The sequence below is a fragment of the Blastomonas natatoria genome, assembly GCF_003201955.1.
GTDB lineage: Bacteria > Pseudomonadota > Alphaproteobacteria > Sphingomonadales > Sphingomonadaceae > Blastomonas > Blastomonas natatoria.
Genome location: NZ_QJJM01000014.1, coordinates 12833 through 28719 on the forward strand (window position 1 = coordinate 12833; position 15887 = coordinate 28719).

Consider the following 15887-nt stretch of genomic DNA (forward strand, 5'->3'; position numbering starts at 1 on the left):
TCCCGGTCGTGGCAAAGCGCCGAGCTGAAGCAAATGCCACTCGACTTGGGAACATGAACGTGCCCTAATCGTAAGCCCGGCATGGGGCATGGCCTGACTAGGGAGATGCCGGGAACAGGGTTGCAAAGGGCTGTAGCATGTATCTGGGGCGTTGGCGGGCGCGTGGTCTCGCAGGAGCGGGACTGGCAATCTTCATGACGGGCATCGGCGCGCAGGCGGCCGGGTCCGAAACCATTCACGGGACATGGGAAAATCCGACCGGCGATGTCCGCGTCATTACCCAGCCGTGCGGCGACAATCTTTGCGGCAAGGTCAGCTGGGCCAGCGATCTTGCCAAGAGGGACGCCGCAGCCGGAGGCACGCCCAATCTCATCGGCACAAGCCTGTTGCGCGACTATCACCAGACCAAGCCGGGTCACTGGAAGGGCCGTGTTTTCGTACCGGACTTGGGCGATACCTATTATTCGAAGATCGTTCAGCTGGACAACCGGCGGATCAAGATCAGCGGCTGCATATTGGGCGGCCTGCTGTGCAAGTCGCAGGTCTGGAAGAAGATCTGACCGGTCAGCCCTCGCGCTGATCGGCCTCGCGCATTGCGGGGTCGAAGCCGTGCATCCGCCAGTGATATTGCAGCGCGATCACCGCGCCCTTGGCGGGTTGCAGCATCACGATCGTCAGCAGCAGCGCGCCCAGCACTGCGATCAGCGCAAGCCAGCCCATCGGAAGCAACTCGTGTGACCCCGCCGCGATCAGCACCGGCGCGAGCAGATGGCCGCTGACGAAGATCGCGATATAGGCAGGAAAATCGTCGGCCTGGTGCAACGTCCAGTCCTGGCCGCAACATGCGCAACGCTCGACGGGCTTCAGATAGCGCGCGAACAGCGGCTTGTGGTCGCAACGCGGACAATGGTTGCGCAGCCCCCTGAGCGCGGCGACCACGGCGCTCGGCTCCTCGACAGCGCGCGGTGCGGTATTCGGCATGGCATTCGTCCCCGGTCAGCCTCGGCACTGGCCCGATCGGCGTTACGCCCTTGATGCCGCAATTCATAGTGGCCTTCAGCCATTGATTGACGGGCGAGCCTCCCCATCATGAAAGGCTCGCACGACAGGGGCCCTTCATGACCATACTCATCCCGATCCTGGGCGATCAGCTCAGCCCGAATCTCTCCGCGCTCCAAGGCGTGGAGCAGAAAGCGGCGGTGCTGCTGATGATGGAGGTGGATGAGGAAACGACCTATGTCCGCCACCACAAGGCCAAGATCGCCTTCATCCTGTCTGCCATGCGGCACCATGCCGAGGCGCTGCGCGAGGCGGGCTGGGCGGTCGATTATGTCAGGCTCGACGACGCCGAAAATGCAGGATCGTTCACCGGGGAGCTTGCCCGCGCGATCGAACGCCACCGGCCGGACCGCATCATCGCGACGCTGCCCGGCGAATGGCGCGTGCGAGCGGCGATGGAGGAATGGGCAGACCGGTTCGACGTGCCGGTCGAGCTTCGCGAGGATGACCGGTTCGTCTGCACGCACGAAGAATTCGACGCCTGGGCGGAAGGCCGCAAGCAGCTGCGCATGGAATTCTTCTATCGCGAAATGCGCCGCAAGACCGGCCTGCTGCTCGACGACGAGGGCAAGCCCGAGGGCGGCGAGTGGAATTACGACAGCGAGAACCGCAAGCCGCCGCCCAACGAGCCGCTGCTGATACCCCAGCCGCTGCGCTTCAAGCCCGATGCGATCACGTGCGAAGTGCTCGATCTGGTGGCAAGGCGGTTCGGCAACCATCCTGGCAGCCTCGACCATTTCGCCTTTGCCACCAGATTGGAGGATGCGAAGAAGCAGCAGGCGCATTTCATCAAGCACGCGCTGGCGAAGTTCGGCGATTACCAGGACGCGATGCTGACCGATCAGCCGTTCCTGTGGCACTCGATCCTGTCGCCCTATCTCAATTGCGGGCTGCTCGATCCGCTTGACCTGTGCCGTGCCGTGGAAAAGGCGTATCGGGAGGGCAAGGCCCCGCTCAATGCCACCGAGGGGTTCATCCGCCAGATCATCGGATGGCGCGAATATGTGCGCGGCATATACTGGCGCGAAGGACCGGACTACGCGACACGCAACGCTTTGAACGCAACCCGCCCGCTGCCCGGCTTCTATTATGACGGCCAGACCGACATGCATTGCCTGAAACAGGCGATCGGCCAGACCATGGATCATGCCTATGCGCACCATATCCAGCGGCTGATGATTACCGGCAATTTCGCGCTGGTCGCCGGCATCGATCCGCATGCGGTGCACACATGGTATCTGGAGGTCTATGCAGACGCGTACGAATGGGTGGAGTTGCCCAATACGCTGGGCATGAGCCAGTTTGCCGATGGCGGGCTGCTCGCGAGCAAGCCCTATGCCTCGAGCGGCAATTACATCAATTCGATGTCCGATTATTGCGGACATTGCCGTTATGACGTGAAGGCCAAGACCGGGGCCAGGGCCTGCCCGTTCAACCTGCTCTACTGGGATTTTCTCGACCGCAACGAAGAGGTGCTGGGCAAGAACCAGCGGCTTGCCATGCCCTATCGAAACTGGGCCAAGCGGGCAGACAAGGACAAGCAGACGATCCGCACCGATGCGAAGCGCTTTCTGGATCAGCTCACCAGATGAACGAGCTGATCGCAACAAAGAACGCGGTAAAGCTCAGAAAGAAAAGCCGGATTTCCTCGTTTCGCTGCGCGCGTTTGCGCTTTGCGCGCACTTCCGGTTCGTCCACTGGGGTCGCAGCAAGGATGCGCGGGGCAAGACTGCCACGAAAACTGTGGGGCTGAGCCGGTGCGCGAAGAAATTGAAGCCGTTGCATCCCTCAGGAGTTAACGCATTTTTAACCATTGCCTATGGCAATTGATGGTTAATGCCAACCATGTGTCGAAAACGGACAACGGCTCACCGCGCAGACTTGACGTAAACGTCAATCGGCAGCGCGAAAATCCGGTTGGAGCACGGCCCAAGCTGCGCTAGACCTTGTGCCATGAAGCACGAAACCATCCGCAAGGCCGAAACCATCCCCTTCACCTGGGAAGACCCCTTTCTGCTCGACGAGCAGCTGACCGAGGAGGAGCGGCTGATCCAGGCGAGTGCACGGGGATTTGCGCAAGACGTGCTGCAACCGCGGGTGATCGATGCGTTCCGCGAGGAGATCGACGCGCCCGAACTCTTCCCGATGATGGGTGAGGCGGGGCTGCTCGGCGCGACCATTGCCGAAGAATTCGGCGGTGCCGAAGCCAGCTATGTCGCCTATGGCCTGATCGCCCGCGAGGTCGAGCGGGTGGACAGCGGCTACCGATCGATGATGTCGGTGCAAAGCTCGCTCGTCATTCACCCGATCAACACCTATGGCAGTGACGAGCAGCGCCGCAAGTATCTGCCGGGCCTCACCTCGGGCAAGCTGATCGGCTGTTTCGGATTGACCGAACCCGATGCGGGATCGGACCCCGCAGGCATGAAGACCCGCGCCAAGAAGGTCGATGGCGGCTATGTCATCTCGGGCGCCAAGACCTGGATCTCGAACAGCCCGTTTGCCGATGTGTTCGTGATCTGGGCCAAGTCCGATGCGCATGGCGGCGCGATCCGCGGCTTCATCCTCGAAAAGGGAATGAAGGGTTTGAGCGCCCCCAAGATCAAGGGCAAGCTCTCCCTGCGCGCCTCGACCACCGGCATGATCCAGATGGACGAGGTCGAGGTCGGCGAAGACGCCCTGCTGCCGAATGTCGAGGGACTGAAAGGCCCGTTCGGTTGCCTCAACCGCGCACGCTATGGCATTTCATGGGGCGCGATGGGTGCAGCGGAATTCTGCTGGCACGCCGCGCGGCAATATGGCCTGGACCGCGTCCAGTTCGGCAAGCCGCTCGCCGCGACCCAGCTTTTCCAGAAGAAGCTCGCCGACATGCAGACCGAGATTTCCCTGGGCCTACAGGCATCTCTGCGCGTCGGCCGACTGATGGATGAGGGCCGGTTCGCGCCGGAGATGATCTCGATCGTCAAGCGCAACAATTGCGGCAAGGCGCTCGATATCGCACGCATGGCGCGCGACATGCACGGCGGCAACGGCATCAGCGAGGAATATCAGGTGATGCGCCACATGGTGAACCTGGAAACGGTTAACACCTATGAGGGCGCGCATGATGTCCACGCGCTGATCCTGGGCCGCGCGCAAACGGGTATTCAGGCGTTTTTCTGAGCGACCTTGGTTCATCCCATTGGTAACGCAGCATTAACCCGATCCATTTAGCTCTTGGCGCTGGCCAGGGAGCGACGCATTCAGCGGTGATGGACGGGTATATTCATGACTTCGGGTCGACCGGCCATCAGGACTGGGACGATTCCGACCTTTCCGAGGAAACAGTCGGTCGCATCGATCGGCCCGACCCCTTGCGTCTGCTGCGCAGCCTCGACCGTGCCGGCATCGGCGTGTTCGAATGCGATCTCAAGACGGAAAGCCTGATCTGGACGCGAAGCCTTTACGATATCTTCGGCGTGCCACTGAAAGGCGATGTCCATCGCAGCGAAATCATCAAGCTCTACGATCCGGAATCGCGCGATGCGCTGGAACGGGTGCGCTCGCACGCAATAGAACGGTCCGGCAGCTTCGCCCTCGACGCCCGCATTACCCAGCCCGGAGGAGAAGATCGCTGGATCCAGATCACGGCCCAGGTGGAATGCGTTGCAGGGCGGGCGGCCCGGCTGACCGGCACCAAGCAGGACATCACCCGTCAGCGCGCCGAGCACGAGCGACTCCGCGCCACGGCGGAGACCGATTGCCTGACCGGCCTTGCCAACCGGCACCTGTTCCAGTCGCAATTTCTTGATGCCAGCCGGTCCAACCCGGTGCTGCGTCCACTGGGCGCGCTGGTACTGTTCGATGTCGATGGCTTCAAGGCGATCAACGACCGGTACGGCCATCTTGCCGGAGACGCCTGTCTGGCGCAGTTCGGCAAGCGCCTTTCCCAGGCCTTTTTCGATGCGCTGATGGTGGCTCGGGTGGGCGGCGACGAATTTGCTGTGCTGCTGCCCAGCAACCGGCACCTGCCGCGGATTTCCCGGCGCGCAAAAGAGGCGATCAACCTGCTCAAGACGCCGATCGTCTGGAACGGGCACCTGATGGAAGTGGGCGCAAGCTATGGCATCGCGATTGCCGAGAACGCGATGGCCTATGATGCCGAAGCGATGTTCGCGCGCGCCGACCGTGCGCTTTATGCCGCCAAGCAGACGGCGTTGCGCGCCTGATCCCAGCCTCGTCTCAGGCGCGAAGCCCTGCCAGTTCGTCGAGCCCGGCCATGATGTTCAGGTTCTGAACCGCCGCGCCGCTCGCCCCCTTGCCCAGATTGTCGAGCATCGCGATCAGCCGCACCTGCGAGCCATCGGCGCTCGGCAGGACATGAAGCGCCAGCCTGTCGGTCGCTGCATCGCCTTCGCTCACCAGCAGTTCGCCGGGCGCGGCATCGATGGGCGCAACCGTCACCAGCGACTCGCCAGCATAGTGATCGGCGAGTGCTGCGTGCAAGGTCCGCGCATCAGCAAAGCCCAGCTCGGGATCGAGGAACAGCGGCACATCGACCAGCATCCCCCGGAAGGCCCGGATCACCGCCGGGGCAAAGATCGGCGCACGGCTGAGGCCAGCATGGACCTGCATCTCGGGCAGATGCTTGTGCTCCAGCCCCAGAGCATAGGCGCGGAAACCGATCTCGGGCGCGTCGACCTGCATCCGCTGGATCAGATCCTTGCCGCCGCCTGAATAGCCGCTCACCGCATTGACGATGAAGCCATGATCGGCAGGCAGCAGATCCTCGGCTACCAGAGGAGCGACGAGCGCGAGAAAGCCCGTGGGATAGCAGCCGGGGTTGCTCACCAGCCGCGCGTTCGCGATCGCCTCGCGCTGGCCCTTACGCAGTTCGGCAAAGCCATAGGTCCAGCCATCGGCGACGCGGTGCGCGCTCGAGGCATCAATGAAGCGGGTATCTGCCCCCTCGCCCAGTGCCACTGCCTCGCGCGCTGCGGCATCGGGCAGGCACAGGATGACGAAATCGGCGTCCTGGATCGCGGCGGCGCGCGCGGACACGCTCTTGCGGTCTGCGTCGGACAGCGTGATCAGGCGGAACTCGCCCCGCCCCGCCATGCGTTCGGCGATTTCCAGACCCGTGGTCCCTGCGGCGCCATCGATGAACAGTTTGAGCATCAGCCGATCCTCTTGCGCGCCAGGACCGGCTGGGGCGTGTCTTCGGGAAAGCGCGCGATCACATCGGCGAGCGGCTCTGCGACCACCTGCATCCAGTGGGCATTGGCGTGCACCAGTGTGTCGGCATCCGCCATGATCCCGACATGGCCGGGAAAGAAGACCAGATCGCCACGCTGGAGCGGCTCCGGATCGGCAAGCGCCCTGCCGAGCGCATCGCGCTGCTGGTCGCTGTCGCGCGGCGCAGCATGTCCAGCAAGCATCAGCACCAGCTGCACCAGCCCCGAACAGTCGAGCGCGTCACCACTGCGACCGCCCCAGAGATAGGGTGCGCCGATCAGTTGCAGCGCCCGGTCGACGGGATCGCAGGTCAGCGCATCAAGGCCGAGCGCGTGGCGTACCGACATCCACCCGCCTTCGACAGCGAAGAATCTGCCGCATTCGCTCACGCCTTGAACCGCGATCCGCGCGCCCATCGGCAGGCTCGCCACCACCGGAGTCTTGATCGAGGGTTCGGCAAAGACGAGGGCGCGGCGAACATGCACGACATGGGTCGGCTCCGCGTCGTCGCGAGTCAGCCCGTCGAGAAGCACATAGCCGCAATAGCCGTCGTGCACGCCATAGCCCCAGCCCCACTCACCAGCGCTATCCAGCAAGGCAAAGCCTTCGCCGGCCAGCAGCTGGCTGACCGCTTCGGCATCGCGGTTGCCCGCCTTGCGCAGCATGGCACCATCGGCCTTCACCCGGTGGAGCTGCGGCGCGACATAATGCGGCGCGAAGAACCGCCCGGCCAGCGCAATATCGGCCAGATCGCCGCGGATCGGCGTGACGCGCGGATCGTAATCGGCAACCGGACCGCTGAGCACGAAGCGTTGCCGGATCGCAGCGGCGTCAGGGCTGTCCTGCAGCGCCGATCCGGCATCCACCGGCGATGCTTCCGCCGCAGAACGTGTCGAATGTGTCAATTACCCCAGTCCCTCAAGCCCTGCTGCGCCGCAGATTTCCGTGTCCGAGCCCGGGCAGAGGCCGCAGGCAGGCGCGCCAGATAGCCGAACCATCGGCATTTGTCCAAGCCCCGTCATGCCGGATCAGGCGAATAGCGGCTGCGCAGATAATGCCAGCTGGCCCGCAACCCCATTGCCTCGCCGCCCTTGGGCTGGCCGGGACGCGGTGTCGGTCGCCAGGCATAGGTATCGAAATGCGCCCAGGGCAGGCCTTCGCCGACGAAGCGCTGCAGGAACAGCGCAGCGGTAATCGCGCCGGCAAAGGCTCCGCCGGTATTGCCGATATCGGCAATGTCGCTTGCATACATGTCCTCGTAACCTGCCCAGAGCGGCAGCCGCCAGCACGGATCGCCAACCATCGTGCCGCTCGACAGCAGCCCATCGGCGAGTGGATCACTGTTCGAGAACAGCGCGGGCAGGTCCGGTCCCACCGCGACACGCGCCGCACCCGTCAGCGTCGCGAAATCGAGGATCATGTCAGGCATTGCCTCGCTCGCCTTGGCCAGGCAATCGCCCAGCACCAGCCGCCCTTCGGCGTCGGTATTGCCGATCTCGACGGTGATCCCCTTGCGGCTCCTCAGCACGTCGCCGGGACGGAAGGCGTTGCCCGAGATCGCATTCTCGACCGCGCCGACCAGCAGGTGCAGCCGCACCGGCAGCTTCAGCCGCATGATCAGCTGCGCGAGCGCCAGCGCATGCGCGGCGCCGCCCATGTCCTTCTTCATCAGCAGCATGCCCGATGCAGGCTTGATATCCAGCCCGCCGCTGTCGAAGCATACGCCCTTGCCGACGATAGCGACGCGCGGATGATCGTCGCGGCCCCAGTGCAGTTCGATCAACCGCGGCGCGTGGCTGCGCCCTGCGGCCCGTCCGACCGCGTGGATCATCGGATAATGCGTTTCCAGCGCATCGCCGCGCGTCACATCGAGCAGCCCGCCATAGGTGCGCGCGAGTTCCGCTGCCGCTTCTTCCAGCGCTGCGGGACCCATGTCCTCGGCGGGGGTGTTGACCAGGTCGCGGACCCAGGCCGTTGCCTCCGCTTCTGCCAGCGCCGCGTCCATATGTGCAGGATCGTTGGTGAGCAGGACGCGCGGCCCTTGCGGGTTTTCCTCAACCTTCTTGTAGGCGGTGAACCGGTGTTGCGCGAGCGCCCAGCCGATCTGCGCATCGCCGGGCCGGGCGTCGTTTGCCAGCCGGTACGTACCTGTTGCCAGCAGCTCTGCCACCTTGGCGAGACACCAGGGCTTCAGGCTGGATGCATCGGCAACGCCCAGCACGACAGCCCAGTCGTCCGCCTGATCGCCCGGCACGACGAGCATCTCGTGCGCTCGGGCAGAAAAGCGCATCGCCGCGAGATGGTTGCGCACGCGCGGCGGCGCGGCCTTCAGCCAATCGGCAAGCCCCGCCTTGTCGACGAGGTGGATGGTGCGGGCCTGCTGGCCGAGGTCCGGCTGGACGAGGGAGGACAAATCAATCATTGTCGGCTCTTACAGCAATATGGCGCGCAACTGCGAGAGAGAATCATGACCATCCGCCAACCCGTTCATCTGGCGCTGACTGCGCTGGCGGCCCTGATGCTGCCCGCCATGGCGGCCTGCGGCCAGGATGCGCCCGAGGCGAGCAGCGCAACGCGTGAAAAGGCGGAGCAGAAGGCGGCTCCGCCCGTCACGTTCGCTCGCGAAACCGACACGTTCACCTTCAGCTATGCCTATCCGGCTGAAGCGGCGGCGATCCCGGAGCTCGCAAGCCTGCTGGAAGCCGAACGCGCCAAGGATCTCGCCAATCTGGAAAGCGAGGCGGCCGAGGCAGAGAAGGACGCCAAGGCCAATGACTATCCCTATAATCCGCACATGATGGGGCTAAGCTGGACGAGCACCGGCAACACCGCGCCCCTGCTCGCCATGCTCGGCGAGATCAGCAGCTATTCGGGCGGCGCGCATGGCAATACCGGTTATGAAGCTCTGCTCTGGGACAAAACGGCGGGCAAACGGATCAAGCCGGAAGAGCTGTTTACCGACATGAGCGCGGCGCTGGAGCCCATGCGCAAACCCTATTGCGACGCCCTGAACGCCGAACGGCTGCAGCGGCGCGGCGAATACATGTCGGACGATCCCGATGACATGTTCAACGTCTGCCCGCCGTTCAGTGATCTGACAGTGGTGCCTTCGGCGGTCGGCAATGACGGATTTGACCGGATCATGTTCGTGGCCGCCCCCTATGTTGCCGGGCCCTATGCCGAAGGAGCCTATGAGATCAGCGTCGCAGTGACGCGGGATACCCTGGCTGCGATCAAGCCCGCCTATCGGGCCGCGTTCAGCAATCCGGCAGAATAAGGGTTATTCTGCCGCAATCGCGGTCGGCGCCTCGACATCGGCCTCGGCCTTGCGGAAGGCGAGCACGCCATCGTCGACCGCTTCCTCGCGCAGCACCTTGCGGTCGAACAGATAATCCTGGTTGAGCCGCCAGGGCATGCGGTTGCCCTGTTTGGGCAGGATATTGAGCGCGCGCTGGACATAGCCCGACGAGAAATCGAAAATCTGCTCCTCGTTCACCGGGCCATCGCTGCCCAGCACCGGCACCGCGATCTCGCTGCCGGTGGCGGCCATGTGATTGAGCTGGCGGCAGACGAAATCGGCAACAATATCGACCTTGAGCGTCCATGAGGCGTTCAGATAGCCGAACACGATCGCCATGTTCGGCACATCGCTGAACATGCAGCCCTTGTAATAGAAATGCTGCGTGAAATCGAGCGGCTGGCCATCGACCGAGAAATCGACTTTGCCGGCCATGGCGAGCTTGAGGCCGGTCGCGGTGACGATCACGTCCGCATCAAGATGCCTGCCCGACTTCAGCTGGATGCCGGTGGGCGTGAAGCGGTCGATATGGTCGGTAACGATATCCGCCTTGCCGTCGCGGATCGCCTTGAACATGTCGCCATCGGGCACCAGGCACAGGCGCTGCTCCCAGGGGCCATAAGGTGGCTGGAAATCGGGCTCGTGCATCTTGCTGCCCATGATCTTGCGGATCCGCTTGAGCAGATAGTCGCCGACCTTCTTGGGGTTCTCGCGCGCGCGCCTGAAGGCGATCTGCTGCATCCGCACGTTCTTGAAGCGGATGAGGCGATAGGCCCATTCGTCGGGCATGATAGCGCGTAGCGAGTTGGCCAGCCAGTCCTTGGCCGGGCGGCTCCAGTACCAGGTCGGCGTGCGCTGGAGCATGGTCACATGCTTGGCCTTGTCGGTCATCGACGGCACGATGGTCACAGCCGTCGCGCCCGATCCGATCACGACGACGCGCTTGCCCGCATAGTCGAAATTCTTCGGCCAGAACTGGGGATGGATGATCTGCCCGCCAAAGCTCTCGCGCCCGGCGAACTCGGGGTCATAGCCCTGATCGTAATCGTAATAGCCGGTGCCCATGAACAGATAGCTGCAGGTCAGGTGCTGCACGCGGGGACCATTTTCTCCGGGGCCTTCGACCTCGGCCGCGATTGTCCAGCGCGCCTCGCTGCTCGACCAGCTCGCCGACAGCACCTTGTGTCCAAGCCGGATGTAATCATTGAGGCCGCGCTCGTCCTTGATCCGCTTCAGATAGCTCAGGATCGACGGGCCATCGGCAATCGCCTTCTGCTCGCGCCAGGGTTCGAACTCGAATCCCAGAGTGTGCATGTCGCTGTCGGAGCGGATGCCGGGATATTGAAACAGGTTCCAGGTCCCGCCGATATCGCTGCGCCGCTCAAGAATTGCGAAAGTCCGATCCGGGCATTTTTCCTTCAGATGCACCGCCATGCCAATGCCGGAAATTCCGGCACCGATGATCAGCACATCGACATGCGATGCAGCGATGAGGTCGGACGGCTTTTCATGCTTCATGGCTAGTCTCTCCGGTCGCGAGGCCGCTTTTGCGGCTCTCCGGCAGGAAAGGTTGCTTACATCGTTGTGAATTGCAACCCATATCGGACCGCACCGGCCATATTTTGCGCTCAGGAGAGGTGCCAGGCCCCGTCGAGCCGCGTGATCATGCCGCGCTGTCCGCCCTCGCGCAACGCTTCGGGCAGCAAGGACTCAGGCATGTCCTGATAGGCGACCGGGCGCAGGAAGCGATCGACCGCCAGCGTGCCGACCGAGGTCGTGCGCCCGTCCGAGGTCGCAGGGTACGGCCCGCCATGGTTGATGGCATGCCCGACCTCGACCCCGGTCGGCCAGCCATTGGCGAGGATGCGCCCGACCTTGCGCTCGAGCACCGGCAGCAGCGCACGGGCGTCATCATTATCGGCCTCGTCCATGTGCAGCGTCGCTGTGAGCTGCCCCTCCAGGCCGCGCAAAACTTCGAGCAACTGTGCGCGGTCGGCGCAGCGCACGACGATCGACGACGTCCCGAACACCTCGTGCTGCAGGTCCGGCTTGGCGAGCCAATCCCGCGCCGCGACGCTGAACAGCGCGGTGCGGCCTTCGTGCGGCCCGGTCGGGTGGATGCCGCGCGCAACGGTGATCACTTCGGGTGTCGCGGCGAGCGCGGCGCTGCCCTTCTCGTACGCAGAATGAATTCCGGCGGTGAGCATGGTCTGCGGGGCCTGCGCCTCGACCAGTGCGCCCGCCTCGGCGAGAAAGGCGTCCAGATCGGGTCCTTCCAGCGCGAGCACCAGGCCAGGATTGGTGCAGAACTGGCCCGAGCCCATGGTCAGCGACGCCACATAACCCGCTGCCAGTGCCTTGCCTCGGTTGGCCAGAGCGTTCGGCAAGAGGATGACAGGGTTGATCGCCGACATCTCGGCATAGACCGGGATCGGCTGCGGACGGCTGGCCGCGATCTTCATCAGCGCCTCGCCGCCGCTGCGCGATCCGGTAAAGCCCACCGCCTGGATGCGCGGATCGGCAACCAGCGCCGCACCGATGGCATTTCCGGTGCCCGTGACCAGGCTGAACACGCCGGCGGGCATGCCGGTGTCGGCTGCGGCTTTCGTGATCGCGCCTGCGACCAGCTCCGCCGTGCCGGGATGCGCGGGGTGCCCCTTGACCACGACCGGACATCCTGCCGCCAGCGCCGAGGCGGTGTCTCCGCCCGCCGTCGAAAAGGCGAGCGGGAAGTTTGACGCGCCAAATACCGCGACTGGCCCCAGCGGGATCATGCGCAGGCGGAGGTCCGGCTTGGGCGGGGTGCGCCGAGGATCGCCGTGGTCGATGCGCAGCTTGAGCCACTGGCCGTCGCGAACCTCGGCGGCGAACAGGCGCAGCTGGCCGCAGGTGCGGCCACGCTCGCCGGTCATGCGTGGCAAGGGCAGGCCGGATTCGGCGCAGGCGCGGCTCAGCAGCGCATCGCCCAATGCCTCGATCTCGCTCGCAATGGCTTCGAGAAAGACCGCGCGGCGCTCCAGCGGCAGATTGGCATAGGCAACCGCCGCTTCTTCGGCGGCGGCACAGGCATCGGCGATATCCTGCTCGGTTGATGTGAAAAAGCCGATATCCTCGATACTCGCGCCCTTGCCGGGATCATAGGCGTGGAACGTTTCGCCGGCGCCGCGCCGTTCGCCCGCGATGAAAAACTGGCCTGTCAGTGTCACTGTGTCAGATCTTCCTGTTCGATGGTCATGTAGCCGGGCGGCAGTCCGCGCTCGGCCTTGGCGCGCGCCACCATCGCGCGGATGTCCGCACGCAGCGCCTTGCCCTCGTAGAAAATGCCGTCCTTCACCGTCCAGGCGATACCGCCGACGCGTTGCGCCTTGCCGGTCGCATCGTCGAGCTTGAGCGTGCCGGTCGCGAACAGCAGCTTGAGGTTCGCGATCGGGTTGCCCTTGACGATCACCAGATCCGCCTTCTTGCCGGGTTCGATCGTGCCGATATCGGCATCATGGCCCAGCAGCTGCGCGCCCTGTTGCGTCGCGCTGTGGATCACCTCGAGCGGGCTGAACCCGGCCTCGCGCAGCAATTCCATCTCCTGGATATAGCCGAAGCCATAGGTGTTGTAGATATAGCCCGCGTCCGACCCGACGGTGACGCGCCCGCCGCGGTTCTTGTATTCGTTGACGAAGGTCATCCAGATGCGGAAATTCTCCTTCCAGTCCATCTCGCGCTCGGTGGTCCAATCGAACCAGTAGCTGCCATGGTTGATCCGGCTGGGACGATACCAGTCCCACAGCGCGGGCATTGTGTATTCGTTATGCCAGACCGCGCGGTTCATCCGCATCAGGTCGCGGCTGGCAAGATAGGCGGTAAAGGTCGGGTCGATGGTGAAGCCGCGCTGCAGCAGCGTTTCCATCACCTCGTTCCAGCGCTCGGAACCGGGCCTGGCCGCCTGTTTCCACAAGCGCCCGGCCTCGCCGAAACGCATCTGCTCGTCGGTGTTGACGAAATCGCCCGGCCAGTCCTGCAACTTGCGGTCGGTGAACATGGCCTCGGGCAGGCCGTACCAGTGCTCCATTGATTCCAGCCCCGCCTCGCTGGTGCGCAGCACATTGGCATAGGCGACCACGCCTTGGGCATGGTGCATCGTCGAGTGCATGCCCAGCTTCTTGGTCTCGTCGATCGCGGCGAGCAGGGCCGCCTCGCTGCCACCGATGAACTTGATGCCGTCCGCCCCGCGCCGCTTGGCATCGCGGATCGCGGCGCGGCCCTGTTCGGCCGTGCGGATCGGCAGGCCAATCTGCTGGAACATCGGATAGATATCGAGCCGGGGTCCGGTGATCTCGTTGCGCGCCAGCCGGTTCTTGATCGCCACCTGCTGCTCGATCGACATTTCGGACGAGCCGACATTGCGTGCGGTGGTGATGCCGTGCGCCAGCCACAGCTTGAGCACATAGTCGCTCGGCACGCCCTGCCCGTCGCTCAGCGTGTGCAGATGGACATGCGCATCGACGAAGCCGGGCAGCACATAATGGCCGGTCAGGTCATATTCCTTCTCGCCCTTTGGCGGCCGCCGCGCTTGGTCGATCGCGCCGGGCGCGCCGATGCTGGCGATCTGCACGATCCGGTCGTTCTCGATGACGATATCGACCGGGCCTTGCGCAGGCGCGCCGGTGCCGTCGACATAGATGGCGTTGCGCAGCACGGTGCGCGGCCAGGGGCCCTCACCCAGCGTGCGCGCCGGGATGGGATCGGCGAGTTCACGCTGTTCTGCCTGGCCCAGAGCCTGCGCCGAAACGCTGCCTGCCAGCGCCAGCGCCGACAGGCCTGCCAGCAAAATCCGACCGATCTTCATACCCGTTCCCCTGATGCGGGCCTTTGCGGCCCTTGTTGTGTCACACTCCGGCCTGCTGTTCCTGCAGCGCCTGGCTGCGCGAACGGCTATAGAGGAAATAGAAGGCAAGGCCCGCCACGTTCCACAAGGCAAAGCGTACCAGCGTCTGCGTCGGCAGGCTGGCAAGCAGATAAAGGCAGCCGAGGATCGCGAGCGTACCGACCAGATAGGGCTGCGGGCAGTTGAACACGCGCTTCAGTTCCGGCGCGCGCTTGCGCAATACCATCAGGCAGCCTCCCACCGCGATGAACGCGAGCAGCGTCCCCGCATTGGCGAGCTCGGCAATCTCGTCGAGCCGGAAGAAGCCTGCGACGGCTGCGACGAACACGCCGGTAATCCCCGTCACCAGCACCGGCGCGCCGGTCTTGGGCGAGACACGCGAGAGCACCGGCGGCAGCAGTCCATCGCGCGCCATGACGAAGAAGATGCGGCTCTGCCCGTACATCATCACCAGGATCACCGACGGCAGCGCGATCAGCGCGGCGAGCGCGACAAGATAGGAGGCGGTCGGATGCCCCAGCGTGCGCAGCACCAGCGCCAGCGGTTCGGGCGAATTGCCGAGCGTCAGATACGACATTGCACCGACGGCGGACAACGCGACGGCCATGTAGATCAACGTGCAGACCGCCATCGACCCCACGATGCCGATGGTAAGGTCGCGCCCCGGATTGCGCGCTTCTTCGGCCGAGGTCGCCACCGCATCGAACCCGTAGAACGCGAAGAACACGATCGCCGCGGCGGCCATCACCCCGCGGGTCGATCCGTCCTGCACCGTGCTGCCAAAGCCATAGGGCATGAACGGGGTGAAGTTCGCACTGTCGAACGCGGGCAGCGCCAGCGCGACGAAAGCGGTCAGTGCGGCGAGCTTGATGATGACGAGGATGATGTTGAGCGTCGCGCTCTCGCGCGTGCCCGCCATCAGCATGCCGGCAATCGCGAGCGATACGATCACCGCCGGCAGGTTGATGATGCCGCCCGCATGCGGCCCGCTGAGCAGCATCGCGGGCAGCTCGACCCCGGCGGATTGCAGCCAGCCGACCAGATAACCGGACCAGCCGACCGCAACGGTCGAACAGGCCAGCGAATATTCGAGGATCAGGCTCCACCCGACCACCCAGGCGAGCGTCTCGCCCACCACCGAATAGGTATAGGTATAGGCCGATCCTGCGGTCGGGATCATCGTCGCAAGCTCGGCATAGGCCAGCGCCGCGCAGGCGCAGACCGCGCCTGCAATCGCGAAGGCCAGGATCACCGCCGGCCCGGCGCGCTCTGCCCCCACGCCGGTCAGCGTGTAGATGCCGGTGCCGACGATCGCCCCGACGCCGAGCGCAATCAGGTGCGGCCACGACAATGTCGGCTTCAACCGGCTGCCTTCAGGGGCGTCGGCCGCCTGCACTATCGGTTTGATCGGCCCCAGAATCCCCATGCATTGCGTCC

14 protein-coding genes are annotated in these 15887 nt (G+C 64.4%); 6 read left to right on the forward strand and 8 right to left on the reverse strand.

Translation table 11 applies throughout. The features are described from left to right. Positions 1-137 precede the first annotated feature (137 nt). Entirely contained in the window at positions 138-560 is a 423-nt protein-coding gene (locus C7451_RS15735) for a DUF2147 domain-containing protein (protein ID WP_244181967.1), read from the forward strand. A 4-nt stretch (positions 561-564) separates the two neighbouring features. On the opposite strand, the gene C7451_RS15740 is transcribed toward C7451_RS15735, so the two are convergent. Continuing rightward, positions 565-981, reverse strand: a complete 417-nt coding sequence (locus tag C7451_RS15740; protein WP_110299913.1) for a DUF983 domain-containing protein — start codon at positions 979-981, stop codon at positions 565-567. A 137-nt stretch (positions 982-1118) separates the two neighbouring features. On the opposite strand from C7451_RS15740, the gene C7451_RS15745 reads away from it, so the two are divergent. From C7451_RS15745 to C7451_RS15755, 4 genes are all read left to right on the forward strand, one after another. Then, positions 1119-2651, forward strand: coding sequence for a cryptochrome/photolyase family protein (locus C7451_RS15745; protein ID WP_110299914.1), 1533 nt, complete (start codon positions 1119-1121; stop codon positions 2649-2651). Continuing rightward, entirely contained in the window at positions 2617-2889 is a 273-nt protein-coding gene (locus tag C7451_RS20130; RefSeq protein ID WP_208625237.1) for a hypothetical protein, read from the forward strand. Before C7451_RS15745 ends, C7451_RS20130 begins: the two co-directional genes overlap by 35 nt. Positions 2890-3012: 123 nt before the next feature. Continuing rightward, on the forward strand, positions 3013-4221 hold the full coding sequence (locus tag C7451_RS15750) for an acyl-CoA dehydrogenase (protein WP_110299915.1): 1209 nt from the start codon (positions 3013-3015) through the stop codon (positions 4219-4221). A gap of 89 nt (positions 4222-4310) precedes the next feature. Beyond that, positions 4311-5267, forward strand: a complete 957-nt coding sequence (locus C7451_RS15755) for a sensor domain-containing diguanylate cyclase (protein WP_110299916.1) — start codon at positions 4311-4313, stop codon at positions 5265-5267. Between the two features lie 13 nt (positions 5268-5280). Here C7451_RS15755 and argC read toward each other — a convergent pair whose 3' ends face one another. The 3 genes from argC to C7451_RS15770 form a co-directional block, all read right to left on the reverse strand. Further along, a complete protein-coding gene (gene argC / locus C7451_RS15760; protein ID WP_110299917.1) occupies positions 5281-6219 on the reverse strand; it encodes an N-acetyl-gamma-glutamyl-phosphate reductase in 939 nt (312 codons plus the stop codon). Beyond that, positions 6216-7178 carry a C40 family peptidase gene (locus C7451_RS15765; protein ID WP_110299918.1) on the reverse strand — a complete coding sequence of 321 codons (963 nt, stop codon included), beginning with the start codon at positions 7176-7178 and terminating at the stop codon, positions 6216-6218. The genes argC and C7451_RS15765 overlap by 4 nt, the downstream gene beginning before the upstream one ends. 113 nt (positions 7179-7291) lie before the next feature. Further along, the gene (locus tag C7451_RS15770) at positions 7292-8695 is read right to left on the reverse strand and encodes a leucyl aminopeptidase family protein (RefSeq protein WP_110299919.1); all 1404 of its coding nucleotides are present in this window, start codon (positions 8693-8695) and stop codon (positions 7292-7294) included. 45 nt (positions 8696-8740) lie between these two features. On the opposite strand from C7451_RS15770, the gene C7451_RS15775 reads away from it, so the two are divergent. Continuing rightward, complete coding sequence (locus C7451_RS15775; RefSeq protein ID WP_110299920.1) at positions 8741-9550, forward strand: PdaC/SigV domain-containing protein; 810 nt, start codon at positions 8741-8743, stop codon at positions 9548-9550. Between the two features lie 3 nt (positions 9551-9553). Here the strand turns inward: C7451_RS15775 and C7451_RS15780 are convergent, their stop codons facing one another. The 4 genes from C7451_RS15780 to C7451_RS15795 all read right to left on the reverse strand — a co-directional run bounded on the left by C7451_RS15780 (position 9554) and on the right by C7451_RS15795 (position 15876). Further along, positions 9554-11089: a flavin-containing monooxygenase gene (locus tag C7451_RS15780; protein ID WP_110299921.1), complete on the reverse strand. Its 1536-nt coding sequence runs from the start codon at positions 11087-11089 to the stop codon at positions 9554-9556. 110 nt (positions 11090-11199) lie between these two features. Further along, a complete protein-coding gene (locus C7451_RS15785; RefSeq protein WP_110299922.1) occupies positions 11200-12777 on the reverse strand; it encodes an aldehyde dehydrogenase (NADP(+)) in 1578 nt (525 codons plus the stop codon). After that, the gene (locus C7451_RS15790) at positions 12774-14411 is read right to left on the reverse strand and encodes an amidohydrolase family protein (protein WP_110299923.1); all 1638 of its coding nucleotides are present in this window, start codon (positions 14409-14411) and stop codon (positions 12774-12776) included. The genes C7451_RS15785 and C7451_RS15790 overlap by 4 nt, the downstream gene beginning before the upstream one ends. A 40-nt stretch (positions 14412-14451) precedes the next feature. Then, entirely contained in the window at positions 14452-15876 is a 1425-nt protein-coding gene (locus C7451_RS15795) for an amino acid permease (RefSeq protein ID WP_110299924.1), read from the reverse strand. Between the last annotated feature and the right edge of the window lie 11 nt (positions 15877-15887).

Bases quoted from the DNA above. Each gene is read 5' to 3' on its own strand.
- C7451_RS15735 (WP_244181967.1), top strand. From the start codon at position 138: ATGTATCTGGGGCGTTGGCGGGCGCGTGGTCTCGCAGGAGCGGGACTG.
- C7451_RS15740 (WP_110299913.1), bottom strand. From the start codon at position 981: ATGCCGAATACCGCACCGCGCGCTGTCGAGGAGCCGAGCGCCGTGGTC.
- C7451_RS15745 (WP_110299914.1), top strand. From the start codon at position 1,119: ATGACCATACTCATCCCGATCCTGGGCGATCAGCTCAGCCCGAATCTC.
- C7451_RS20130 (WP_208625237.1), top strand. From the start codon at position 2,617: ATGCGAAGCGCTTTCTGGATCAGCTCACCAGATGAACGAGCTGATCGC.
- C7451_RS15750 (WP_110299915.1), top strand. From the start codon at position 3,013: ATGAAGCACGAAACCATCCGCAAGGCCGAAACCATCCCCTTCACCTGG.
- C7451_RS15755 (WP_110299916.1), top strand. From the start codon at position 4,311: ATGGACGGGTATATTCATGACTTCGGGTCGACCGGCCATCAGGACTGG.
- C7451_RS15770 (WP_110299919.1), bottom strand. From the start codon at position 8,695: ATGATTGATTTGTCCTCCCTCGTCCAGCCGGACCTCGGCCAGCAGGCC.
- C7451_RS15775 (WP_110299920.1), top strand. From the start codon at position 8,741: ATGACCATCCGCCAACCCGTTCATCTGGCGCTGACTGCGCTGGCGGCC.
- C7451_RS15780 (WP_110299921.1), bottom strand. From the start codon at position 11,089: ATGAAGCATGAAAAGCCGTCCGACCTCATCGCTGCATCGCATGTCGAT.
- C7451_RS15790 (WP_110299923.1), bottom strand. From the start codon at position 14,411: ATGAAGATCGGTCGGATTTTGCTGGCAGGCCTGTCGGCGCTGGCGCTG.
- C7451_RS15795 (WP_110299924.1), bottom strand. From the start codon at position 15,876: ATGGGGATTCTGGGGCCGATCAAACCGATAGTGCAGGCGGCCGACGCC.